We start from the raw sequence: 23,724 nt of genomic DNA, 5'->3' as shown, positions 1-23,724 counted from the left end.
TTACGCTCCTTTTTTCTCCGAATACGAATTCGCCCGGTGAGAGGATAACGAGGGTAATGGCCAGAAGACCCGGAAGACATGCCAGGCAAAGGACGATGTGGTTTTGACATAACGCCCCGACAACCGACGGGGTTCTTGGATTAAGCGGTATAGCCATTCCATTCCGCTGTTCTGCATCCATTCGGGCGCGCGTTTTTTAATGCCCGCCAAAATATCCATACCACCGCCAATGCCCACCGCCAATACTGAAGGAATCTCTGCGAAGTGACGCGAGAGCCACGCTTGCTCATAAGGTGTCCCCATCCCCAAAATCAGAACCGTAGGCTGGGTCTTCTGGATCGCTTGCAAGGCTTTGTCTTCTTCCTGCACCGAATCGAAGTAACCATGAAAATGACCGACGACCCGAATATGGGCATATTGTTTAGTGAGATGCTCACCGGCTTGTTCAGCAATTCCCGGTTTTCCACCGAGGAGAAACACACTGAGGGGCGTTGTCCACGGTTCCGATAATAAGGCCTCAAGAAAGTTCATCGCCGGAATGCGGGGAACGGGAGCATGGTGAATGACACGACTGGCCCAGGCAATAGGCCAGCCATCAGCGGTAATAAAGGTGGCCTTATCAAATAACGCGGCCACATCAGGAAAATGCGTATAGGCGTACCAATTGGCCACATTGATGGAGGTATACCATTGTTTAACGCCTTGAGCCATATACTCCCGCACATGATCTAACAATTCGGTCAAATCGAAGTCATCGACGGGACATCCTAAAACCCGTTGGCGCACTGTTATCACCTCGCTTGTTACGCATATTCAACTCTTAGCCATTGTTCTGACCGAACTCTTTCATGACGTTCTTCCCTCTTTTTGTCGTCATGGCCTTAGAGTTGTTCCTGATTATTCAAAAAGATCTGGGTCACGACTATCGCCCTTAACGGGTGAAAACCCGATTTCACCCGTTAAGGGCGTAATCCCTTAAGACCGCAAGGATTTCACCCTAGAGGGAGGATTCCTTGTGATCGCACAAGCAGATAGCCTAGAGCTAATCGTTTGTGAAAAATGCGCAATGGCAGAAATGCTCAAACAATTTTGGCTGAAAGAGCAGATGCGAAAGAGACGGGAAAGTGAGGAATATCATGAAGCTATCTCGGCGAATTAAACGTCATATGGGGATCAGTGTCAGTCTTGTCGTCTTAACCAGTAGCATGGCCTTTGGTATCGCGCATTTTGTGCTACACAAGTCTTATACGAGTACCGCCACGTTATTAGTCATTCCCTCGCACAATGCGAATTCTTTAATATCAGCCTTACAGCTGACCCAAACCTACGCGGACTTAGCGACGTCTAACCGGGTGTGGAATACCGCCGCTGAGGCCTTAGCGGACCATATATCCGCCGCCGCACTGGAGTCTCACACCAAAGTCAGCGCGATTACCAATACCGATCTTATCACCATCCAAGCGACCGCTCCCAGTGCCGTGCTGGCTTCAGAAGAAGCCACCCAGGTGGCTTTGGCGACAATGAACGCCGCCACTGAGCTGACCGGATCGTCCGAATTGCAACTTTCCTCACCGGCGGCAATCGCTACGCAACCATCATTTCCCGATATGAAAAAAATAGAACTGCTCGCGTTTCTGTTGTCTGCCATGGGAGCGATTTTTCTCGCCGTGCTCAGGGAGCACTTTGATACCAGTTTGCAAACCGAAGAGGATATTCAACAGTGGCTTCACCTACCGGTTTGGGCAATGATTCCTCGGCTTAAACCGAAGTGGATTAAAAATCATCCAATTATCTTTCCAGAGGATATGGTATCTCACCAATCCCCCTCAATCTCTTTGAAGGAGGCCCGCATCGATGCCAAAAATTCTCTCTCATCCGCGCCCGAACGTCGCCAAAGCCCTTGATCAATATCTCCATCTCAAAGCCCACGTGATGTTTTGGATGCATCAAGAGCCTAAAACCTTGTTGTTGACCAGCGCCGAACGCGAATCCGGGACCACAACTGCCCTCAGTAATCTGGCGGTTCTATTAGCCCATAGCGGCTACCGTGTGCTACTGATCGATGCCTGTTTCAAGCATCCGCAATTACACCGCAACTTTCGGATCTTAAATGTCCAGGGTCTCACGACGATTCTTGCTCAAGGCACACAAAGTACCGGGTGGGATGCCGTGATTATGGACACTCCCATCCCCAATGTCTGGCTCTTACCTAGTGGTCCGTTATCGGCGAATGCCGCGGAATTGTTTGAACCATTGCTAATCAACGAACTTTTCACCGCCTTAAAACGCCGATATGATTTGATTTTGATTGATGCTCCACCGGTTTTAGATTCTGCGGATACCCTCATCCTCTCAGCCCTCGTTGATGGCGTCTTGCTCATCATTCCCTCGGGAACTCATCCCCGGTCCGTACACCTCAAGGCCATTCACGCATTACAACAAGCCCATGCCCCGGTGATTGGGAGTATTCTTACCCAGTTTTCAGAGTAAGACAGATTATCCCTGGCTTTATATGATTGTCATCCGACGTTACGACGTAGCCCGGATACGGTAGAGTCCGGCTTGGGCGCATAAAGACTTCAGCATATAACGCCACATCTTGTCGTCGTAAGTGGCGCCATTGCCCGCTATCCCGTGAATGCGCAAGGACCTCGGAAACGAAGGAATTCTAAAGGGCGCTAGGACTTTGGCATAGGCTTCGCCTAAAATCCAGTCATCACGCTCGGCCTTCTCGTGCACATCGATTAAATACTGGCAATAAAAAGATCGATCCATCTTAAAAAAGCGGGTATCAGCCCATCCTTGTCGCCTAAGTGAACGCCGTGACATTACCACAGGTTGATGCGTTGTTAACGCCTCTAACTGGTCGAAATTTTCCACGATTAATCGCCCTGTCACTTTAAAGAAGCCAGGAGCCCGAGTTAAAATTTGCGAGGTGTAAAGCGCATGACGCATCAATTCCCCTTCACCAAATCCGCGTCCTTTGATGAGTGCGTGATCGTTGCCCGCATAGCTTAAGACTTCAAGCGTCTTATGATGCTTTTCGGCCCAGTGATAAAAGGGGGAAAAATCCGCGTGATAGCCACTATTATCACAAAATACGATTTGCTGCACCTTCGGTCTTTGCAGCCAAAACATCAAAGCATGTTGGTATTGATACCACCTTTCTTCCGGATCAACCATCTTTAAATAAGGTAAGGGAGCGGGTGCAATGGTTGCGGTTAGTAATACGGGCCAGGACACATTCATCTTGGTCTCTACCTTTCTTCCCCCATCGGTCATGCTGTTCTTAACCAGGGCGCCATATGATTGTCATTATTCTTGAGGCTAGCATCATGCCAAGCTCTAAGACCATCACCCATAGAGGATGAAAAAGGGGATGAAATAAGCTGTTGATGTCCCTATGCCCTTCTGGCTTTCCTCTCACCCGGCACGAATACCTAGGAGCTATTCCCGTCCAGATACAGGGAGTAGCCCCTAGGACCATCATGGGTAAACCAACTGGTTTGCCCAGGCCAAAGACGGTTTAATGAGCTTGAGATTTCAAAACGTAGATCAGGAGGTGCGATCTTCGGTGTTCAAAACCTTTATGGTCTCAAGCCAGATGACCCAAAGCGTCATGAGGTTGGCGGTATTCATCTGGTCCATCGCCGTCATGGGCATCTTCGTTCTCGACAGGAATAACCAAGGGTCCTGGATTTCAGGCGTGATGTTCATAGCTCTTATGGGGTACTTCGTTCTCTTGCGCTCCTCACCAATGTCTTCCCGTCTAAAGCGGTGGCATCCTGGCACCCTAATGCTTGGATACCTCAGCATATCGGTGCTCATTCTGTACGAGGCACCTCAGGCCGTTCAAATTCTTTGGATTGTCGTAAGTCTGTTACCTTTATGGCACCGTTTTGCAGTTTATTCCAGCCAATACGCATCGAGGTCACCTTTATGGAGTTTTAGCACGGTCATCGGTTCTTTGTCATTAACCGCATTTTTACACCGGTTAACACATCTCACACCCATACTCATGGCAGGAACGGGCTTGACTTATGGCTTTCTTGTGTTTTACCCTCCCGGCCAGGAAGAAAAATCCGGAAAGTTTCAGATGGAAACATCTCTTCTGACCATACCTCATTCGGACAGGATGAGTCCTTGGCTCATGACCATTGCCTTGGGCTTATTCTTAAAAGAACCCTATATCCCTTGGGTGATGCAGGCCATTTCTTTACCTCTTGTGATCGTGGGCATCTTAGGGTGGCCTTATCCTCCATCGCTTCTTCGCTCCCCATTAGTCGCCTATCTCGCTATTTCGACCATGGGCTTTGTGCTCATTTGGCATGCCGACATAAGGCCATGGCTGCTTCTTCTTCTTTTGGCTGGCACCCTGTGGGCTTTCCTGATGGGATGGGAAGGCAGCGAGAGTCCTTTTTTACGAATCCCAGCTGGCATGAATCTGGCTAGGGTCATCCTCTTAGGCACTTCCTATACCGCGGCTTGGTGGATCAATCCTCGTATTTTGCCCCAGGTCATCTTAACCCTATTATTTATGAGTATCCTTCCGTTATCATGGTCTACAGCCAGGCACCAAGAAGAATCCCCAAAGACGCTGCCTATCTCTTCCCCTTTTTCTCCTTTAGATGATGAAGAAAGAAACGATGAGCATCAACACCGGGCTGAAGAGTGGTTACGTCAATGTTGTTTAACCCCGCAAGAAAAAAAGATTACCCAGTTGCTGCTAGAGGGGTTGTCCAATAAAGAAATTACCCATGAACTCTATATATCGATTAATACTTTAAAGACGCATTTACGCAATATTTACCGCAAAACCGATACCGCCAACCGCAGGGAACTTGTTGCCCGCTATAAACACGGAGGAACGAATCCCCCAACGGTGATAACCTCTTGACCCTCAGCTCTTTGTGACGAGAAAAGGGTGATATGTTCCCTTACCCTTTCAAAAAGGCCTCAAAGACCTGTAACAGATCCCCTTAAAAGATTCTGGGATCCCCTAAGACTTTGGCGCATCCTTCCTGATAAGAGGGTCGGCACACCTCAGCACCCACATTCCCACGTCATGGTGTTGAGAGCTTGCCCAAAATGATGAAAGCAGGGGAGCGAGACTTGCTCTTGAACCCATGCTTAACGGGAATTGGATCATTTGTGACTTCTGCAGGATTTTGAAGAAAAAGGGGACGGACGATGAAACCGCAGCCATTACAGTCCCATCAATCTCGACATAATAAGCGCCGCAGATTGAAACGCTGGTTGCGCCTGGGAATTTTGGTCATGTTTTTGGCAGCCTTAAGCTTTGGTATCGGTGTTCCCCTGTATCAAGCTTCTCAAGGTTACCAGCAACTTCGTATGGCCCAACAGATTATCCGTACCGATCTGAGGCATCACCAGCTGCGCCAATTCCCCCAAGCGCTACGCGACCTTTCAGAGAGCAGCGTGCATCTTAAACGGGCACTGATCTTCACAGCCTATGCCCATTTTCTTCCCTCTGTACAGATACCCTATCAAAATCTTGTCGATCTCCAAATAGCCACACAAAATATCAGCCAAGCGTTATCCGAAATGTCCCCAGCCATTGAGTTAAGCAGCCGGGCCCTTGACTTTCCCTCCCGCCCATCTCAATTTGCGGACAGTCCCAGGCATTTGCATTCCTCACCTCTAGAGTCCATGATTCAGGCAATAAAAATGCTGTCACCCGCTCTGATCCGTTCCCAACCCCACTGGCAACAGGCGGCTACCGCATTAAAACATGTGAACTGGAGCGCATTTGAAGGGATATTGAGCCCACACACTCTATCCCAGCTTAGGTCAACCAGCCATGTTTTTGACCAAGTCGTGGCTGCCATCCCCGTTTTGACCCACTCTAGCCAAGTATTGCAGCAGATTCTTGGCATTCCTCTGTCCCAAACCTATTTAGTGTTATTTCAAAACAGCGGGGAACTGCGACCCACCGGGGGTTTTATCACGGCATATAGTGTGATTACAGTCAAAGATGGGCAGATTCAGATAGGAGCTTCCCATAACATTTATTCGTTACAAAATCAGGTCACTTACCGTCCCTTAGCCCCATCCATCTTACATTATGTCTATACTCAGCACTGGCACCTGCGCGATGCGAATATATCACCTAACCTCCCCACAACCGTAGGCTATATCCAGCGATTTTATTCGTCCATTAAGGGAGCTCCGCATATTAATGGGATGATTTTCGTGAATACCTGGCTCGTCGATGATCTGCTCAAAGTCATGGGACCGCTTCGGTTACCTGCCTACCTCAATGTTTTGTCCTGTTTCCTAACCCTTTCACAATCTTTCAAGGGATTTCGCTTCGGTTCCCTCTCGAACGGTCTTTCATTACCGTGACCACGTTAGCGAACCCTACCATGTCTCACAGGGTCTATGCCCGACCAATCCTTCGTTCAGCTTGACGTGCGGTAGTAATGACGTGGGAGCCGGACTCGTATACGGGGTCATTTCACCGAGTGAAAGCCCAACAGGAGGGAGACGACTTCCCACGCCCGAGACAGAACCGAAGCCCCTCCATCGTTACGCGGCGGTCGACACCTCCCCCAGGGGGAACAGTCGCGCCGCATCATACGCCTGTCCGTGCTTCATGCACGCCCAGGCCACCCGGAGGAGCTTCGTCGCGACCGCCACCATGGCGGCTTTCGGGGCGAGCGGATGCGCCGCCCGTCGGGTGAGCGACTGATACCAGGCCTTCCACTGGGGATCCTTGGCCACCGCGACGCACGCGGCCTGATACAGCACGGCACGCGCGGCGGGACGTCCCCGTTTGGCAATATGCGTTGGGCCTTGGCGGTGTCCCGAGCTGGTTTGGGTGAGATTGAGTCCCGCCATTTTCTGCGCTTGGCGCGCATCGGCGAATCGGGACAAGTCCCCCAACTCGCCCAACACCGTGGCAATGACCTGGGGCCCGAATCCCGGAATGCTGAATAACGGCTGAGCAGGAGTCCAGTCCTCTAAAATGGCGGCTTGCGCGGCTTCAATGGCCGTTTGCGCGGCGAGCGCCGCGCGCCAACTCCGAAGATAGGAGGCGAGTTGGAGACGCGCAGTCGCCCGGCCTACGGGAATCCCAATGGAGTCCACGGCGGCCTGGTGCAAGGCGTGGGCGCGTTTAGCGCCGACGCGATGTGTGGTGGCGGCCTTAAACTGGTCCGCTATCGCATCCACGGACTGCGCTAACACCAAGTCCGGCGTCGGGAGCGTATCCAGCGTCGTCAGCGCCGCTTTCCCATCCCACGCCTTGAAGACCGTGAAGAATTCCGGAAAGTATTGATGGATCCAGCCGGCAATGCGCGCTCGCCATCGCATGACGTCCTGGTGGTGCTGCCGACGCGTCACCGCCAACGTGGCCAGCTGGGCCAGCGCGCCGCCGCGCGGCTCCCACCGGAACCACCGGCCATCATAGACGAGTCGGGCGATAACCCGGGCATCCTTGGCGTCGGTCTTGGTCGGGGTATTGTCATCCAATTCCTTGAGTCGATGGACGTGAGCCGGCTGCACCAGCACCACCTCCGCGCCGTGCGCACGGAGCCAATGGGCCAACCCAACCCAATAGTGCCCGGTGGACTCCATGCCAACGCGGACCTCCTCGGACGGCCGCCGCTCCCACATCGCCTCAAATCCCGCACGGGTATTGGCGAACCGAAAGGCTTTACCGACAGGCCGCCCGTTCGTGTCCAGCCATTGCACATAATGCCAGTCCTTCGCCACGTCGATGCCGCCCACCCCCAGTCCTTGCTTTCTTCCGTCGCTCTGCTCTACACTGTGCTTAGCCATTGAACTGTGCCCCCCTGAATTTGGTTGTTGTTCGCTACTCCAACCCTATCAGAGGGGCCATTCTTTACTCAATCCCTAAATACGCCCCGGACACTTTATTACAGGATTCTCGTATCATCATCTGACCATAACCTGGCAAAATGCCAATATGACCATGGAGACGATTGCCGAGCATTCACATCTCCCCCAGGCGACCCGCAAGGCTTTTATTGGGGTGATGATGCAAGAACTCCTCACTCAAGCTCTCAAAGCACGGGGCAGCGCCCTGGTTCACATTCTGGACACCCTTTATCACGGATTACAGCGCAAATATTTGCTCTTATGGTTTGCGAATACCAAGTCCGAAGAATTAGCCGTTCACTATCACTGGGCGGGACGCATTCGCCCTCATGTGCCTAGTGATTATCTCGAAGTGGTTGATATGAATTTAGGCGGGCATAAAGACAATTTTTTCATGCATGAAGTGGTCGATGTCCGCATTATTCGACAGCACGACCGCTATGTCCAAACGGATACGATCACCTGGTATAACCCCGCTTTAGATAACGGGTGGTTAGTCGTACCCTATCAAGCCTATGTGAGAGTCTATGTTCCCTTGGGATCGCAGCTCATTTCCATTACAGCGGGCAATGGTCCCATTTTTGATTACAATAACCTGACCGTGAACAAGACCGTCTTTGGCCGTCACATCTCCTTACCCGGACGCACATCCCTAAGTCAACCTGCTCGGCGAGGCAGCATGACCTTCACGTACCTCTTGCCAAAGACCTTGCCGATGACCTCTCTATGGATTCAAAAACAACCCGGCATTCGTGTCGAACCCTATCATATCTCCTTTGGCTCCTTTCACCGTTCCGTCACATTGCGTGAAGACACGGAGATCCCTTTAGTTTTAAATGGTACTTAGCGGTAGTTTTGTTAATTACAAGACAACATGAAAACGACCATAAATTGCGTGCGCGGCGTATATACCGTGTTCGCACAGACATGACTCTGTATTAAGGAACAAATTGCTTTCATGTATGATTGACCTTTTGCACCTCGAAATACAGCCATGAATTATCATGACTCTTGGCCACGGTATGTGTTTAATCTACGTTTACATAAATTCAGACCGTTTCCTGCTAATTAAGCGAATACGACTTTTTTTCTTTTCAATAAATCCCGACATAAGCGCTGCGATCCAGGCTCCCCCCACACCACCAACCATACCACCCATTCCTGCTCCCATGATAATATTGCTTAAGAGCATAAAGTTCATCGTTGCCCACGAAGCACTTAAAAACATTAGCCACGTAAAGGTAACAAGTCCCCCTGAAGCGATGGACCCAACCGCACCTCCAACCATTGCACCCATCAAAGCCCACATTGCCCCATGTTGCTTTCTAATTTTGACGATTTCAAGAGGAAAGTTTGTTCGAGGAATCAATTCGTCAACATCTTTGCGCCCCCTATAAAACCCTAGATACGCCCCTACTGCAGAACCGACCATAGACAGTAAAAAAGCTAAGACTCCCGATGTTCCCATCACGAGATCTCCGCTAGCTCCAAGAACACCCCCAATAATTCCTCCCCATGCGCAACCCCATCCCGTGCTTTGATATAGTTGATCCATAATCAATCTCCTTCTTCGATTCTGTGCCATTTCTCCACTATTTATGGAATCTATGAGGAAGGAAAACCAGGAAAATCCTGGTCTTCCATTCCTTATGCTAAGAATAATCAGAAAACCTTGTTGTTTTATTTTTTGTCGAATATCACATCCTCGAAACTGTCGAAATCGGCAGCAATTTGTTCAGTCGATCTTGGGTTGCGGTTTATTATGAAGCGAAACCATGCAGCTCCAACGAGTAGATATCCAATGTAAAAATAAGGAAACAGGTTATATGGCGCAGACGGAACGGGATAGAAACTTCCGACCAAGGGGATCATCATGAACAAAATCGCCCCTACACCTATGACTATATGAAGTGGCTTCAATAAACCTTTACGCGCCAAGTAAGTTGGTGCTGCAATCGAAATGAGAATATAAGCCACGAGAAATCCATAGGTTGCGATTGTGCCCAGATATCCATAAGCATTCATGGCATTAACTCCCAATAAAGCGGTAGGCACCGCAAAGTTGACAATTGATGAGATAGTCACCGCAACATGTGGCGTATTATTGAGAGAATGCGCGAGACCAACGGATTCATGGAATATTCGGTCTCTACCCATTGCAAACATAATGCGAGAGGCTGCATTGACCGATGCTAAAGAACATGAGAAAAAGCTAATCGACGCACCAATACCTATCAATATGCCAAACCAGTTCATATGGTATCTGTTTGCCAAGGCGACCATTGGTGCTGAACTACTAGTGAGAGATGAGAGATTGCCGAATCCTAGCACTTCTATATAGGACATCAACGCAAAGAACACTCCGGCAATAAGGGTGCTCACGATGACCGCTCTGGGAATTGTTCGAAACGGATTGCGGGATTCCTTTCCTAATGTTGCCGCACTTTCAAACCCGACAAACGAAAACACGGCTAAAACCATCGCTAAATCCAAACCAGAGATAGTCACGCCATGTAATGAAAATTGAGCAAGGTCCAATCTAAATCCATTATCTGCTAATACGATAAAACCCAGAATGCTTATCATGCTGACGGAGATAAATTCTAAAACCAGTGCTAGAACTGATGACAGTTTAATATCACGATATGCAAGAAACCAGATAATCAACGCTCCTATGGCGTAAATTATCACAGTCGGCACCTTAATTCCGATTTGGGATAGAACCAGCTCTACAAAGATGCCAAAAGCCAAGAGGGTCGCCATCGCAGTAAATAAATAGGCAGATAGCAAACTCCAACCCGATATAAAACCCGTCGTAGATCCAAGACTTTGGGTGAGATAAGTATACATAGATCCCGCTGAAGCGTAACGTTTAGCAAACATACTAATGTTCAAACCTACCAGGACCAAACCAACCATTGCAACCAAATAGACAAACCATGTACCATTCCCCGCATTGGCGGCTACCAGTGGAATGGCCAAGGCGGGTGTCGCTGTAGGTGCAATATTGGCAATAGATTGGGCCAAGGTTTCAGCAAACGATAGGTGATTGCGCCGCAAATCAATTACGCCATGCGTTTGATGTGAAGAGGCATCACTGTGATATCCCATGAGTGGACCCTACCTTTCATCTAGTTTGTTGATAGGAAGAAGACATTCAGTGGAAGATGGTTATACCAAACAACCGCCTGGGGGTGGAGGCGGAACATCCAGTGCCGGATTGCGATCAAAGAATCCTACGGGTTTAAGATGAAATCCAATATATGCAGCGGGCATGACGGGCCAATCTTCGGGGCGAGGAATGTGGTGATGGCCCATGGTGTACCATACGACAACGTCGGTATTTTCAATCGAACGGTTCGCTTGAGTCCACTCCAATAGGCCATCTCCGCCAATGTGTTGATTGGGATAATTTCCCGCCGCGTACTTTTCATTGGAATCATATGGAGTAGCCCAAAAGTGTTTGGTGATAAATCCTGCACGTTTTAAGATACTTGCATCGGGTTGGGCATATGGAAAACAGTTTTCTCCCGGAACGATTTTATATGCCACAGGTTCACCCAAGCCGTTATGCACTGATGGGTTAACGACTTTCCAATACCGGGCCGACGCTATGTCTATGGTTCTCTGCGCATCCTGTTCAGTTTTCAGCAATGTAGATTGAGCATAAAATGCGTTACCATATGGATTATCGGATCCCAATGGTTCGGATATGGTGTTGACCTCATAGATCGAATTATTTACTCCGTCAATCATCATATCCATACGCACATTAAAGAAATGCTGATGAATGGGCGCGTATACTTGGGGAGCGAGCAATGTACCGTACTTTGGCTTTTCATCGGGCAAACATCCTGCTGTTGAAACAATTCCCGTTAATTTCACTTCAAATTGAATGGTACCATCAAGATAAAAGTACCAGTAAAACCCATATTCGTAATTAGCTACAGTTGAAATGGAAGACACCACAAGACGACGTGAACGCCGTACCTCCACATCTCCAGTACGCCAATCTGTGTGTTTCCAAAGCGTACCGAAATCCTCTTCATGTACACAAACCGCATTAGGAATTGTGACAACATGTCCCCGGCTGTCGGTCATATGCGCATCAAAATATCTGATAACGCCTAAACAATCACATCCCAGCTCTAGGCTGTTAGCCAGCATCCCAATCCCATATTCACCCGCATCGAACGCGTTCTTGGTATACTGTGTAGGACTTGGGTCACCATAGGGAACAACCATTTCAGACAGTGACGCCCTATACATAATAGGACGTATCCGCCCTTGATCTTCATACCCAATCGTATATAAAACAAGACCTTCTCTGGGTGTGAAACCAATACGAAATTGCCATTTTTGCCAACGAATCTCATGACCTGAAATAGTGAAACTCGGTCCTTCGGATTGTACAATATCGAGAGGTTTTAAATCCGTACGTAGTTCCCCAACAGCTTGCGGTGTATAATTTCCATCTAATGGTGCAATCGGAACTACGCCGTAGTCTTCCACGCGTATGACCTTCATCTTGTTAAGATCGACCAGAACCGCTAATCCCTCTATAGGTCTCGCATATCCGTTGTCGTGTGGCGAACTGCGTAACCACGTTAGTGCCCTCGAGAGTCGGAGGGATTGCTCTTCATCCCGACCAAAATTTCCCGCCGACCACGGATCAACCATAACCAAATCAAAATTTGTTATGCCACGTTTCCGTAAGGCGGCTTGAAACTCAGGATTCGCTTTTACGGCAGCTTCACATTCTACAAATTCGTCCAACATGATCGAAGGTTGAACGCCCACAATGCGGTCAAATGTTATCACTTTCTGTTGATGCAGTGATATCACTGCTTCGTAAGTTGTTTCGTCAGCGTTGTCAAGGAGCAAAATCCATGCTTTCCGATCAAAAACATCTCCTTGGTGATAGCGCAAGACTTCATCCTTGGCTGGCTCTTGCAATGTCACAGACACAAACCGTGCCGCCTTAGAAATCTTTTTACTCTCTCGTAATATGGTTACTGCAGCCCTAATCTCTTCTGGGGTTAATGGTTCCAAGGGATGACGAACTAATGGCATTTCTTGAACATCAATACTCATTGGGTATCACTCCTTTAAGTAAAAAGCATAAATATCCAATTCAGCTAACCGTGAAACTTACGCATCATGTAGATAGGCGAATAGTAATAGTAAAGGATTAGTAAGTTAAAGCATCTAAGCTTTCGGGCAAGGTTTGTCCACCATCAATGATCAATGTTTGTCCCGTTATATATCCCGCTTCTTTTGAAGCCAAAAACAAGGTGGCATAGGCAATGTCATCTATGGAACCCAGGCGTTTGAGGGGTATGCTACTTACCATTCTCTCTAGGTAATTGGTTCCAATATCTTGAAGTCCCTCGGTCAGAATGTTCCCAGGTAAAATAGCATTGACAGTAATGTGGTAGGGTGCCAATTCTATGGCAGCACTACGCATAAAACCGAGTTGTGCCGCTTTGCTGGCTCCATAATGAGCCCATCCGGGATATCCTGTGAGGGGGCCGGTAATGGATGAAGTGATAATAACCCGGCCATATTCTGCTCGTTTTAAAAAAGGTAAACACGCTTGAAGGGAGAAAAAGGTACCCTTGGCGTTCGTATTCATCACATGATCCCACTGCTCACTACTCATCTCTTCGATTGTCATACTGGGAAACACACCCGCATTTGCGCATAATACATCAATTCCTCCAAATGACCTGTTTACTTCCTTGGCCATTTGCTCTAGCGAACGACAATTCTTTACATCAGCATAGAACGCCTGAGCGTACCAGCCATTCGATCGGAATTCCTCGGCACAAGCCTCGGCTTGCTCTAAAACGCGACCTATTACTGCGACCTTTGCACCTTGTTGGGCGAAAACGCGAGCAATGCCCTTTCCGATACCCTTGGTAGCGCCAGTAATGACCACCGATTTTCCTACCACAGAAGCCCACACGAGCCAGCCCTCCTTTCATGCAGTTTCTTCAATTTGTAATATTGAATCGATGCCGGAAGATTCCTAAACTAACCACGAGGTCACAATGACAAAGTATTTACAACAAATCGTGTACCAAAGTCTAAGAGGTACTTTTTTGCAAGGATTTCGGTCTCAAGGGTAAAGTCATTGACAACACTGTGAGCGGTTTCACTGTTCTCATGTGTCCCCAACCAAGCTAAGAGTAATAAGCGTCTAAGCATAATAAAGGTAGGAATTTCTTCTTTATCTCTCTCGGGAATCACGCGTAAACTTTCATATCCTGTCAGCCATGCAGCGATCAACGCGGGGATATAAGGCTTATGCTCAATAAAACTGAGTGCAGACGCCAAATCATATAAGAACCAACTATAACCTGAATCGTCGAAATCTAAAACCTTAATTTGTTCTTGGTCGATCAATAAATTCGCTAAGCGAAGATCAGCATGAATTAATCCAAACCGATCTTCTGTTTTGCCGAATTTTTTTAACCTTATGCTAATCGTCTCAACAACGTGTTTAAACAATGACATCTGTGTTGAGGTAATGTCTGGACCATCTTGCCACCGTCCCCATCGAGGATTCTGACCCAACATTGTATCGAAGTCCCATTCAGGACGCGCAATGTCATTTGACTCGACCCACTGCTGAACATGATTGTGCAAGTGGGCTGTGATTTCCCCTAATTTTCGAAAGTAATGAAGAAGACTATTAAAGTTGTTTTCGTCTGGAGGAATCCCATCCAAGAAGGTGAATAGCGTGTAATAGTACGGATCTTGATTTGTCTGATCCGGAATCGATTGGACATAGTCCCCATTATTACCTGCGACCGGTTCCGGAACAATAATCGATGTGTTCTGTCGAATCGCCTTCATCCACTGTAATTCTGCTTCAATTTCAGTCTTCGTATGATAACCAGGACGGCTTAGTCGTAATATCCATCGGTTTTTGGTGGTCGGCTTCTCAACCACAAAGGTGGTATTTTCCGACTTATTCAATAAACGGATGGATGCTCCCGACAAGAACGAATAATTATCGAGAGCGTTTTTAATCACAGAATCCAACGAATTGATCAGCACTTCGGACATAGGTAGATTCCTCCAATACAGGAACACACTGCCTTCCGACGTTACATGACTTGAGCTACTTGGCGTAGACTGGTTTCCACACGTGATAAGAGTTCATCACAATATGCTTGGTCGATGAGTATACCCGGTTTAAACTGCAAAACCCGTTGATCAAGCATGGAATACATCGCCCACACGCCATTCTGATATAAGGCACGCATAATGGGCTTAGCCCCTTGAGGATGGGCAAACACCAGGCCCATAACGAGCCCTAATTGACGGATGTCCACTAATAAATCACTGTACTGACGTCGAATAACCTCAAGTCCATTCCGCAAATATTGCGCCACCCAATGAACGTTTTGCTTAACGGAGTCACGTTGTGTGATTTCCATGACTTTCATAGCAACAAGGCATCCCAATTCGGATCCTCCAAATGTTGACATATGCGCAAATCCATCTTCGGACATCCATTGTCCGACCCGTTCACTAACAACAGTACAGGCAATCGGATAAATACCACCACTTAACCCCTTTGCCGTTACCAGAATGTCCGGTTTAACGCCGTAATGCTCAATTGCCCAAAGTTTTCCGGTACGCAGAAGACCCGTTTGCACCTCATCAGCAATATAAAGTGCTCCGTAACGTTCACATAAGCTTTTCACGGTCGGTAAGTAATTAGGCATCGGAAGAGGAAATCCATAAGTAGCCGGCACTGTTTCAACAATCACAGCAGCCACATCCTCGTTTCGCAATGCAAATTCCATGGCATCCAAGTCGTTAAAAGGAACATGGACAAATTCGTTTGGATCGCCTTCACTTAAAAACAAACGGGAATAACGTTTGTGACCTAACGCTACGGCTAAGCCAGTATGCCCGTGGTAACCATTTTTAATCGAAACAATTTTTCTTTTTTGGGTGGCATATCGAGCAGACTTTAATGCAACATCAATAGCTTCGCTGCCACCAGTAGAATAAATTGAGTACTTTAAGTTGGACGGCGTAGACTTAGCCATTGTTTCTGCAAGCGCAGCACGGGTGAACGATGGAAAATGGTGATTCCCGATATCCAATTCTTGCATCCCATCTATCAAAACCTGGATAATTTCCGGATTGCGATGCCCCAGATTAAAGGTACCGCCATTAAGGTGAACATCCATAAATTCCTTTCCTGTTAAATCGTAAAAATAATATCCTTCTCGTTTACCCATAACCAAACTGATGCCATCGTGTTGCCATTCTATGGTCTTACCGGGGTTCCAGAAGTCCACTGACTGGCGCAATACTCTCTCTTTATCTGCAACATCCGTAATGATCATGAATACCTCCATTTTTTGTTTTTGTTAGATATCCACGATACAACTCACAAAATCTAGTTTTTGTAATGTGGAATTATGTTGTTTTATGTGAGTTTAAAGTGATTGTAAGATAACTATTCCAAAATAGTCAACGCAATCAGTAATCAAACAAATATATTTGTGAGATTATCTAACATTGTTTAGATAGAATGTTACAAAAAAAAATAATCCTCCCGCGATCGCGAAAGGATTCATGTTTAGGTTGTCTTATTAATCATTGCTGTTCAGCCAATAATAATTCAACCCCCTCGGTATGAAGCTTAGATCGCCATTCTCGGGAACAGCGCCAGTCAGATACAATTATGGATACATCCTGCAGTGCACAAATGTGAGCAAAAGTTGTTTGACCCATCTTAGAATGATCAGCTAAAATAATGGTCATTTCGGAACGTTCAATTAAGATTCGAGAGATGTGCGCTTGATTGAGATCAAAATCGGTGATACCGTCCGTCAAGGAAACACCCCCGGCAGAAATTATGGCTTTATTGGCCCTAATTTGTTTAGTAGTCCATTCCGCTAAGGGACCTTGGACGAGTTGCTGTTCACGATTGACTTCTCCCCCGATAAAGATAACATGCCCGTGAAAAATCTCTAAAGTATGAATCATCACGGGTATGGAAGGAGTAATAAGCGTGACATTTTTCTTATCTTCCAAATATCGAATTAATGATAATGGTGTGGTGCCACCACCGATAAAAATCCTATCACCGTCTTCCACTAGCGATGCTGCAGTGCGACTGATTGCTTCTTTTTCCTTCGGATTAATCTGCATTTTTTGTTCAAATGAAGGTTCCTGGATGAGAGAAGTGACTTTAACCGCACCACCATAGACTTTTTTAAGTTTACCTTCTTTTTCTAGACGATCTAAATCACGTCTAATGGTTTCTGATGAAACATTTAAAGCTTGGGCCAACGCCGGAACATGAATGACATCTTCTTTGGAAAGTTTCTCAATAATAATCTTTTTTCGTTCTTCGAATGACACAGACACAGTGATTAACCCCTCAAGCATATATCGTTCTGACATAACACGTTCGAATTGTACGCTCAAAAAATTTCAAATAATATGTATTTACACAGATCAAAAAAATTACTCAAACTCATATTTACATTCACACTTGAATTGTTAAATCGAGTATATCAAATACGAATCAAAATAAATAAAAGCCAATCGCGAAAAAACCCAAATGCTGTCGAATTTTTTATTGCGCACAGGGCCAAGTTTCTTCGTTGTTTTTACGTTTTCGACTAACTGAAACAGAATTGATCTTCTTCATTGATAAAAACAAATAGTATCCAGAAAGACGTTCGAAAAGTTAATGGATGTCATAAGATGATTTTTTTGCGTTTATATATCATAAGTAGAGTCCGATATTGTGTGTAAAAGGGCTTAAAAATTTCAAAGCCATTGCGTTTCCTTGGTAGATTTGAAAGCGAGACAACTCACAAATCTTAGGAGGATGACACAATGGCTCACTATCAGATTACACTGGATGATCAAACAATCCAAGCCCTTATGGGACAAAAAGACAACGCCTTGGCTCTCTTATTACAACAGGTCCTCAATCAGGTGTTGGAAGCGGAAGTGACGGAACATCTTCAGGCCAACCGGTATGAACGGACCGAAGAGCGGCGCGGATATCGTAATGGGTCGCGGAGTCGGCACCTCACGACGCGCGTCGGCACGGTGACGCTAGAGGTCCCGCGGACGCGGGACGGCGAGTTTAGTCCGACGCTCTTTGACCGCTACCAACGGCACGAAAAAGCGCTGGTCTATTAAGCCCCCAAATGCTTCTAGACATCTCCTACGCAAAGCGATACGATCCCATACAGTTATCGCTGCGGAAAATTCTGACATCATTTTCATCATGAAAGGATGTGAACCCCATGGGAGAGTCGAAAACCATCACCCCAGAATTGAAAGCCCAGTGCATCCAAGAAGCGCTGGATATCCGGAATGCGGCGGCTGTCGCCCGCCGGCATGGATTATCGGTTCGTCTCGTACACAAAGGGTGCAAACGGCCACGAAACACGGGACACCCGAAGAAGCGCGTGCCTTAAAGAAAGCTTTACAGCAAGCCACCACGGAAAATCATCAGTTGAAACAATTATTAGGGGAGAAAGATTTAGAGATTGCGATATTGCATGATCTCCTAAAAAAAGCCCCCCGGGCCTCTCTGACCGATGTGAAGTAGCCCATCGGTGGATCCAGCAGGGATACCCGCCTACCCGCGTTTGTCAGTTGGCGGGAGTGGCCCGGGCCACGTATTACGCATGGCGCGCTCGAAGACAGCGTCCGGCGTCCTGGACGCCGAAACGCGGGGGAGGTCGACCCCGGCGAGGCTATCTTTTAAGCCCCTTAAGAAGACGAGACAATCGCGATCTCTCCTGGTAGGATAATTATCAGTTCAGAGGAGAGAGTGTGCACGATGAGTCAAACCTATTCACCGGAATTCAAGCAACAGATTGTTCAAGAAGCTCAAGACACGCAAAATGCGACATTAGTCGCTCGTCGTCATCAGCTGAGTCCATCCATGGTGCGTCGCTGGGTGCGTGAGGCGATGAAGGCGGCCCACCATCCCCACGATCTCATGAGTCTGGTAGACGAAAATGAACGATTAAAGAAATTACTCGGGGAAAAAGATCTGCAGATTGCTATGCTTCAAGATCTGCTGCAAAAAAAGGGGATCCGTCCGTGACAGAATTGTGTGAACACGTGATGGATTGGCATCACCGCGCTCCTCAGGTGCCCCTTCGCCGATGGTGTGCGACGATTCGCCTTTCACGGGCTACCTTTTATGCGTGGCGTCATCGCCAACGCCATCGGGAACCGGATCGGCGCCATCAGGCGCCGGGTCGACCTCCGCGAGGATACAGCGTCACACAAAATGGCCAGAAAATCGCCGATGGCCAGATTATGGACTGGATTACCGATATTCTGACGACGGAAAATGCGGCCTATGGGTATCATAAAATCACATGGGTCTTGCGACGACGCTATCATCTACAGATTAGTTTCAAAAAGGTGTATCGCCTCCTTCGACAGTGGCACTTATTATGGCCTCAGCGAAAACGCCGCATCCGGCATCCGCGCCGGCTGGCGCGGAACCGCATCATTACGGCTCCCAATCAGCTCTGGCAAACGGACATTACCTATGGTACGCCCAGCGAACGACAGTCTCCCCGAGAGGAGACCCAAGTTCCTTGAGCTGGTGTGGAATGCAGGACCAGCGCGAACGCGCTGGAACCTGCCCTCGCCCGGCGACGCGGGCGAGTGAGCCGAAGTGGCGGTGACGTGCGGGACATACGCACGGTGACGTAGTCCACAGGAAACGGGGTTTGCGGCGAAGCCGTTACGCCAAGATGAGCCTCTAGGCTGAGCGGGAGACGGTTGAGGAACACGAACCGATTAACACGCATCTGCAGGTTGAAATGTCACCCCTGCCTACACGGCTTAATAGGCAGGTTCCGGAAGATGAGCGGGGACATGTATGCTCCGCTCATCCACAGTGTGGCCAGATATGTAGGCGGGCCCCACCCGGATCTCTGAGAGCGCGTCGCTAGGCAGAGATATCCGGAGCGACTGGCGGCATGCCAGGATAAAGACTGCGATCGGCAACCTCACTCCCGCATCACGTCCCACCAGTGAACTGGGGAAGGCGGGGTGCGATGCCAAGGGATGGTCCCCCGACGCGCACCCCGTTGACGGAGCCTCCGTAGTAGTCCGAGACCGGGAAAGCCGGTTACATGGCGAAGGGAGGCAGTTTACGTGACATGCTGGGCAAATTACCTGACCGAGAGAGGTGAAGACCTTTGATAATCAGCGAAATGCAAAGCAAGTTAGCGACATGGTCCACCGAGAATCCCACCCGACGGTTTCACCGTCTGCTCCGACTGATAGCCCACCCGACCTGGCTCGCGGAAGCGGCTCGCATCACGCTGGCATCTCGGGGCGCTCATACGCCCGGCATTGATGGCGTCCGCAAACGCCAACTGGAGGCGCACCTGCCCGAGGAACTGGCTCGGATTCGCCAGGAACTCTTGGCGGGCACCTATCAACCCCAACCAGCCCGCCGGGTGTACATTCCCAAGAAAAACGGGAAACGGCGTCCACTCGGGATTCCCACGTTACGCGACCGCATTGTCGAACGCGCCATGCTCATGGCCATGGAACCGATTTGGGAGAGCGATTTTCACCCCGCGTCCTATGGGTTTCGGCCAGAACGCAGTGTCCACCATGCGATTCGCGCCGTCAGACTCCAACTGCTGGGGGATGACGCGCGGGGCGCGACCGCGGGACGTTGGGTCATTGAAGGCGACCTCGCGAGTTACTTTGACACCGTCCATCATCGGCTCCTGCTCAAAGCGGTCCGGCGCCGCGTGGTAGACCGCCGCTTTCTGGCGCTCCTCTGGCGCTTCATCAAGGCCGGACATGTGGAGCATAATCTGTTCCGTGCGGCCCATGAAGGAGTGCCGCAGGGCGGGGTTATTTCGCCGATTCTCTCGAACATCATGTTGAACGAGTTCGACCAGTGGATGCACAGCCAATACCTCAGCCCCAAGGTCCGCAAGGACCGTTGGGCATGGAATGACGGCATACGCCGCCAACGGCCCATTGCGGTGCAAGAACGCCGCGAGTGGAAGCCTGCGGCTTCCTATTGCCGTTACGCTGATGATTTTGTGGTGATCGTCAAAGGAACCAAAGCCCATGCGGAAACGATCCGCGCCGCCTGCCGCGCCTTCCTGGAGGACCAATTGCACCTCACGCTGAATATGGAAAAAACCCATATCACCCACGTGAATGAGGGCTTTGTCTTTCTGGGGCATCGTATCATTCGGAAACGTGGTCCGACCGGGCGCAGGCGTCCGGTGACGACCATTCCTTGGGAGAAATATCGGGGTTTCGCGGCGAAAATAGTGCAACAGCTCTCGACAGACTACAGCCAAAATCCCCTCGATATGGTGGAACATCTCAATCAGCAAATCCGGGGCTGGGCAAACTTTTACCAGTACACGGACTACACGGCGACGATGTTTGGTCGCCTCGACCGGGTCATCTTCTGGAAGCTGGGCCACTGGCTTGCCCGGAAGTATCGGGAAGGATTCCCCGGCCTCATGCAGCGCTATGTGCAGGCACCCAAACCGGGCCAAGCCAAGACCTGGGTGCTACGCGGGCGTAACAGGAGGTTGTCCCAAGCTTCGTGGAATTTCGCTAGCGCATCCTTTCTCGTGATTTATCCGATTTGCTCGGTTTTTTGTTCCGGCGTTTTGGAACACGTGGCTTTTAAGGCCGTTTGCAACACGGGAATCTCGCGATAGCCGGGGATCCGCGTCAACGTGTCTTCGATAAAAAAGCTCGCCGACGCCAACCAGCGTAAGACTTGTTGCCCATTGGTCCAATGTTTGACATTTTGCGCATGGGTCCGAAATTGACTGTTGATGGATTCCATGGCATTGGTGTTCGCCAACGTTTGGCGTAAGAGGCCCGGCAGGCCCAATCGATGGACGGTTAACGTTTCCGCCAGTCCTTCCCGGAGACTCCCGGCGGCGCCGGGATGATCCCGTTCGAGCTCTTTCGCGAGCGCTTCTAATGCCTGCGCGGCCCTGTCCGCATCCGGTTCTTGATACGCTTTCCGTAAGCGCTGGCGGACCCGATTTTCGGCCGATTTCGGCAGGTGGTCGAGCACATTCCGTTGCTTGTGGATTTGGCAGCGTTGGATGAGGACTTGGTCTCCCCAGACGTCGTGCACGGCTTTGGCTAAGGCCTTGGCCCCATCGATGACCACGAGTAATCCCTGCGCGGCCGTCAGGCCGCGAGTGATGAGATCCTGCAATAAGGCCATGACTACGGTATGATTTTCTGTCGCCCCTTCGACCAATCCCAAGACACGCTTGTGACCGTCCGCATCAATCCCTAAGGCGCCCACCACCAGATGGTCCGCTACACGCAAACCATCGATCATCACCACCACCCACGTCCGGTCATCCAACCGGCGCTGGAGAAAGCGGTCAAGGGCCTGTTGGGTGGCTTGGATAAAGCGGCGGCTCACCGTGCTTTTGCTGGGGCCTGGCTGCTCCATCGCGGCTTCAAAGGCTGCATCGGCATGGCGCTGTTGGCGGCTCGCTAAGCCATACAGCATGCGTTCCAGTACGGCTTGTGTCGCCAGCGTCGGGTCCTGAAACTGATGGTAGGTGTCTAACGGAATTCCTCCGAGCCATCAGCGGCCCGCACCCGGGGGTGCGGAACGGAGATTTTGCGATCCCCCAAAAAGACGCTGCCGACTTCGGTCCCGTGTCGGACCGCTTGGCGTTGCGGATCATGACGGCCTTTAGGCCCCGCTAACTGCTCCACCTCGGCCGCCATCATCTGTTGCAAAACCTGCAATCCGACCCGGATCGACAGCGCCAATAACCCGTCTTCGGCATCCTGGAGGATGTCCACCCACGGCACCGTCACCGGCTGTTCGGGAAGCGATTTTTCTTTATACTGGTACTCACTAGCGATTCCTCCTTATGATGGATCAGACCTCTCTAGTAAACCAGAGAGCCATCAGGATCGCTAGTTTCAATTTCCACGAAAAATGGGGCATTCTCCGTAACAGTGAGGGGCACTATGTGACGATAGCCCTCCAACGTCTGGTGACGACCACCAAAGGTCGTTTTCTCTGGCATACGCCGATGGGAAATCCCTATCTGCGTGCACCAGCCAACCCCACTGTCCACTCGCATGAATCCCGCTATGCTGATGTAGCTTTCGCTTTGAGCGACACGTAAATGGAGAGCCGGATGCGCTGAGAGGTGCACGTCCGGTTCGGAGAGGAGAGGCAGGAAAATCGCACGACGACGTCCTGTCTCTTACTCTACTGTATATTGCGGGTGAGGATCGGTTTTTATATCTCCAAGCCATTATCGATGTGTGTGACCGCATGATTATTGCCTACCACATGGGACTCCATTGTCAGGCGACGGATGTTGTGCGAACCCTAAAACACGCGGTGATCCAGCGTCAATCGGAATGGCAGACGCCTCCCGTTCTGCGGACCGACAATGGCCCCCAGTTTATCGCCGAGGCATTCGAAACGGCTTGTGCCACCTATGGTCTGGAACATGAACGCATTCCGGTGGCCACGCCGAATAAAAACGCCTTTATTGAGTCGTGGCATGCTCAGTTGGAGCGCGAGTGTCTCACTCAAGAATTTGCCACATATGGCGAGGCCTATGCGGCCATAACGCGATGGATTGCCTTTTATAACCAAGATCGGCTGCATGGGAGCCTAGAATTTTGGTCCCCGGCGACGATGCGAAAACGGGTCGCGGGAGGGCAAGCGACCTGGATGCCCGTCAGAGTATAGAAGAGCGAGACTTTTGCACTGGGGGACAGGGGCGAGGTGACGCCCTGGCCCTGTCCCCCAGTCCCAGCCCGTAGGGCTGATAGGATGTCCCAATGCGT

Annotated in this window: 22 protein-coding genes and 2 pseudogenes; 13 read left to right on the top strand and 11 right to left on the bottom strand. The window is 49.5% G+C overall.

Translation table 11 applies throughout. From position 1 onward, the window contains the following. Nucleotides 1-786, bottom strand: coding sequence for a WecB/TagA/CpsF family glycosyltransferase (locus tag B8987_RS06710; RefSeq protein ID WP_084661054.1), 786 nt, complete (start codon nt 784-786; stop codon nt 1-3). Between the two features lie 229 nt (nt 787-1,015). Here B8987_RS06710 and B8987_RS19590 point away from each other — a divergent pair, with 229 nt between their 5' ends. From B8987_RS19590 to B8987_RS06700, 3 genes are read left to right on the top strand one after another with little or no spacing between them, the layout of a single operon-like run. After that, nucleotides 1,016-1,159, top strand: coding sequence for a hypothetical protein (locus tag B8987_RS19590; RefSeq protein WP_176213172.1), 144 nt, complete (start codon nt 1,016-1,018; stop codon nt 1,157-1,159). After that, nucleotides 1,137-1,904 carry a YveK family protein gene (locus B8987_RS06705; RefSeq protein ID WP_084661053.1) on the top strand — a complete coding sequence of 256 codons (768 nt, stop codon included), beginning with the start codon at nt 1,137-1,139 and terminating at the stop codon, nt 1,902-1,904. Before B8987_RS19590 ends, B8987_RS06705 begins: the two co-directional genes overlap by 23 nt. Further along, nucleotides 1,855-2,490 carry a CpsD/CapB family tyrosine-protein kinase gene (locus B8987_RS06700; protein ID WP_084661052.1) on the top strand — a complete coding sequence of 212 codons (636 nt, stop codon included), beginning with the start codon at nt 1,855-1,857 and terminating at the stop codon, nt 2,488-2,490. The genes B8987_RS06705 and B8987_RS06700 overlap by 50 nt, the downstream gene beginning before the upstream one ends. A 39-nt stretch (nt 2,491-2,529) precedes the next feature. Here B8987_RS06700 and B8987_RS06695 read toward each other — a convergent pair whose 3' ends face one another. After that, a complete protein-coding gene (locus tag B8987_RS06695; RefSeq protein ID WP_020375325.1) occupies nt 2,530-3,249 on the bottom strand; it encodes a hypothetical protein in 720 nt (239 codons plus the stop codon). 325 nt (nt 3,250-3,574) lie between these two features. On the opposite strand from B8987_RS06695, the gene B8987_RS06690 reads away from it, so the two are divergent. Both B8987_RS06690 and B8987_RS06685 read left to right on the top strand, forming a co-directional pair. Then, a complete protein-coding gene (locus B8987_RS06690; protein ID WP_176213171.1) occupies nt 3,575-4,897 on the top strand; it encodes a LuxR C-terminal-related transcriptional regulator in 1,323 nt (440 codons plus the stop codon). A gap of 293 nt (nt 4,898-5,190) precedes the next feature. Then, nucleotides 5,191-6,366 (top strand): DUF4012 domain-containing protein, encoded by a 1,176-nt coding sequence (locus B8987_RS06685; RefSeq protein ID WP_084661050.1) that lies wholly within the window; start codon nt 5,191-5,193, stop codon nt 6,364-6,366. Between the two features lie 183 nt (nt 6,367-6,549). Here the strand turns inward: B8987_RS06685 and B8987_RS06680 are convergent, their stop codons facing one another. Beyond that, a complete protein-coding gene (locus tag B8987_RS06680) occupies nt 6,550-7,803 on the bottom strand; it encodes an IS110 family RNA-guided transposase (RefSeq protein ID WP_084660932.1) in 1,254 nt (417 codons plus the stop codon). Nucleotides 7,804-7,951: 148 nt separating this feature from the next. On the opposite strand from B8987_RS06680, the gene B8987_RS06675 reads away from it, so the two are divergent. Then, entirely contained in the window at nt 7,952-8,710 is a 759-nt protein-coding gene (locus B8987_RS06675) for a hypothetical protein (RefSeq protein ID WP_084661049.1), read from the top strand. Nucleotides 8,711-8,902: 192 nt separating this feature from the next. Here the strand turns inward: B8987_RS06675 and B8987_RS06670 are convergent, their stop codons facing one another. The 7 genes from B8987_RS06670 to B8987_RS06640 all read right to left on the bottom strand — a co-directional run bounded on the left by B8987_RS06670 (nt 8,903) and on the right by B8987_RS06640 (nt 17,265). Continuing rightward, nucleotides 8,903-9,418, bottom strand: coding sequence for a hypothetical protein (locus B8987_RS06670; RefSeq protein WP_084661048.1), 516 nt, complete (start codon nt 9,416-9,418; stop codon nt 8,903-8,905). A 125-nt stretch (nt 9,419-9,543) separates the two neighbouring features. After that, nucleotides 9,544-10,974, bottom strand: coding sequence for an APC family permease (locus B8987_RS06665; protein WP_084661047.1), 1,431 nt, complete (start codon nt 10,972-10,974; stop codon nt 9,544-9,546). 60 nt (nt 10,975-11,034) lie between these two features. Continuing rightward, nucleotides 11,035-12,957 carry a primary-amine oxidase gene (locus B8987_RS06660; RefSeq protein WP_084661046.1) on the bottom strand — a complete coding sequence of 641 codons (1,923 nt, stop codon included), beginning with the start codon at nt 12,955-12,957 and terminating at the stop codon, nt 11,035-11,037. Between the two features lie 97 nt (nt 12,958-13,054). Then, nucleotides 13,055-13,831, bottom strand: coding sequence for a 3-oxoacyl-ACP reductase FabG (gene fabG, locus B8987_RS06655; RefSeq protein ID WP_084661045.1), 777 nt, complete (start codon nt 13,829-13,831; stop codon nt 13,055-13,057). 80 nt (nt 13,832-13,911) lie between these two features. Continuing rightward, entirely contained in the window at nt 13,912-14,937 is a 1,026-nt protein-coding gene (locus tag B8987_RS06650; protein ID WP_084661044.1) for a phosphotransferase enzyme family protein, read from the bottom strand. 41 nt (nt 14,938-14,978) lie between these two features. Beyond that, entirely contained in the window at nt 14,979-16,235 is a 1,257-nt protein-coding gene (locus B8987_RS06645) for a class-III pyridoxal-phosphate-dependent aminotransferase (protein ID WP_084661043.1), read from the bottom strand. A 253-nt stretch (nt 16,236-16,488) separates the two neighbouring features. Continuing rightward, nucleotides 16,489-17,265, bottom strand: a complete 777-nt coding sequence (locus B8987_RS06640) for a DeoR/GlpR family DNA-binding transcription regulator (RefSeq protein WP_084661042.1) — start codon at nt 17,263-17,265, stop codon at nt 16,489-16,491. A gap of 477 nt (nt 17,266-17,742) precedes the next feature. Here B8987_RS06640 and B8987_RS06635 point away from each other — a divergent pair. From B8987_RS06635 to ltrA, 5 genes and pseudogenes are all read left to right on the top strand, one after another. Then, a pseudogene (locus B8987_RS06635) lies at nt 17,743-18,048 on the top strand (transposase); the annotation flags it as partial. 113 nt (nt 18,049-18,161) lie between these two features. Further along, on the top strand, nt 18,162-18,335 hold the full coding sequence (locus B8987_RS19940) for a hypothetical protein (RefSeq protein ID WP_242940635.1): 174 nt from the start codon (nt 18,162-18,164) through the stop codon (nt 18,333-18,335). 368 nt (nt 18,336-18,703) lie between these two features. After that, on the top strand, nt 18,704-18,973 hold the full coding sequence (locus B8987_RS06625; protein WP_084661040.1) for a transposase: 270 nt from the start codon (nt 18,704-18,706) through the stop codon (nt 18,971-18,973). Next, nucleotides 18,970-19,482: an IS3 family transposase gene (locus B8987_RS06620; RefSeq protein ID WP_242940634.1), complete on the top strand. Its 513-nt coding sequence runs from the start codon at nt 18,970-18,972 to the stop codon at nt 19,480-19,482. The genes B8987_RS06625 and B8987_RS06620 overlap by 4 nt, the downstream gene beginning before the upstream one ends. A gap of 605 nt (nt 19,483-20,087) precedes the next feature. Beyond that, on the top strand, nt 20,088-21,593 hold the full coding sequence (gene ltrA / locus B8987_RS06615; protein ID WP_084661039.1) for a group II intron reverse transcriptase/maturase: 1,506 nt from the start codon (nt 20,088-20,090) through the stop codon (nt 21,591-21,593). On the opposite strand, the pseudogene B8987_RS06610 reads toward ltrA, so the two are convergent. Next, nucleotides 21,509-22,796 (bottom strand): annotated as a pseudogene (locus B8987_RS06610) (IS256 family transposase). The gene ltrA and the pseudogene B8987_RS06610 overlap by 85 nt on opposite strands. 93 nt (nt 22,797-22,889) lie before the next feature. Here B8987_RS06610 and B8987_RS06605 point away from each other — a divergent pair. Both B8987_RS06605 and B8987_RS06600 read left to right on the top strand, forming a co-directional pair. Next, nucleotides 22,890-23,048 (top strand): hypothetical protein, encoded by a 159-nt coding sequence (locus tag B8987_RS06605; RefSeq protein WP_207651508.1) that lies wholly within the window; start codon nt 22,890-22,892, stop codon nt 23,046-23,048. A gap of 17 nt (nt 23,049-23,065) precedes the next feature. Next, the gene (locus B8987_RS06600; protein ID WP_341372085.1) at nt 23,066-23,626 is read left to right on the top strand and encodes a DDE-type integrase/transposase/recombinase; all 561 of its coding nucleotides are present in this window, start codon (nt 23,066-23,068) and stop codon (nt 23,624-23,626) included. Nucleotides 23,627-23,724 lie beyond the last annotated feature (98 nt).

Source organism: Sulfobacillus thermosulfidooxidans DSM 9293 (assembly GCF_900176145.1).
In the GTDB taxonomy this organism is placed as follows: domain Bacteria; phylum Bacillota; class Sulfobacillia; order Sulfobacillales; family Sulfobacillaceae; genus Sulfobacillus; species Sulfobacillus thermosulfidooxidans.
This window is presented reverse-complemented; position numbering and strand designations above follow the sequence as displayed.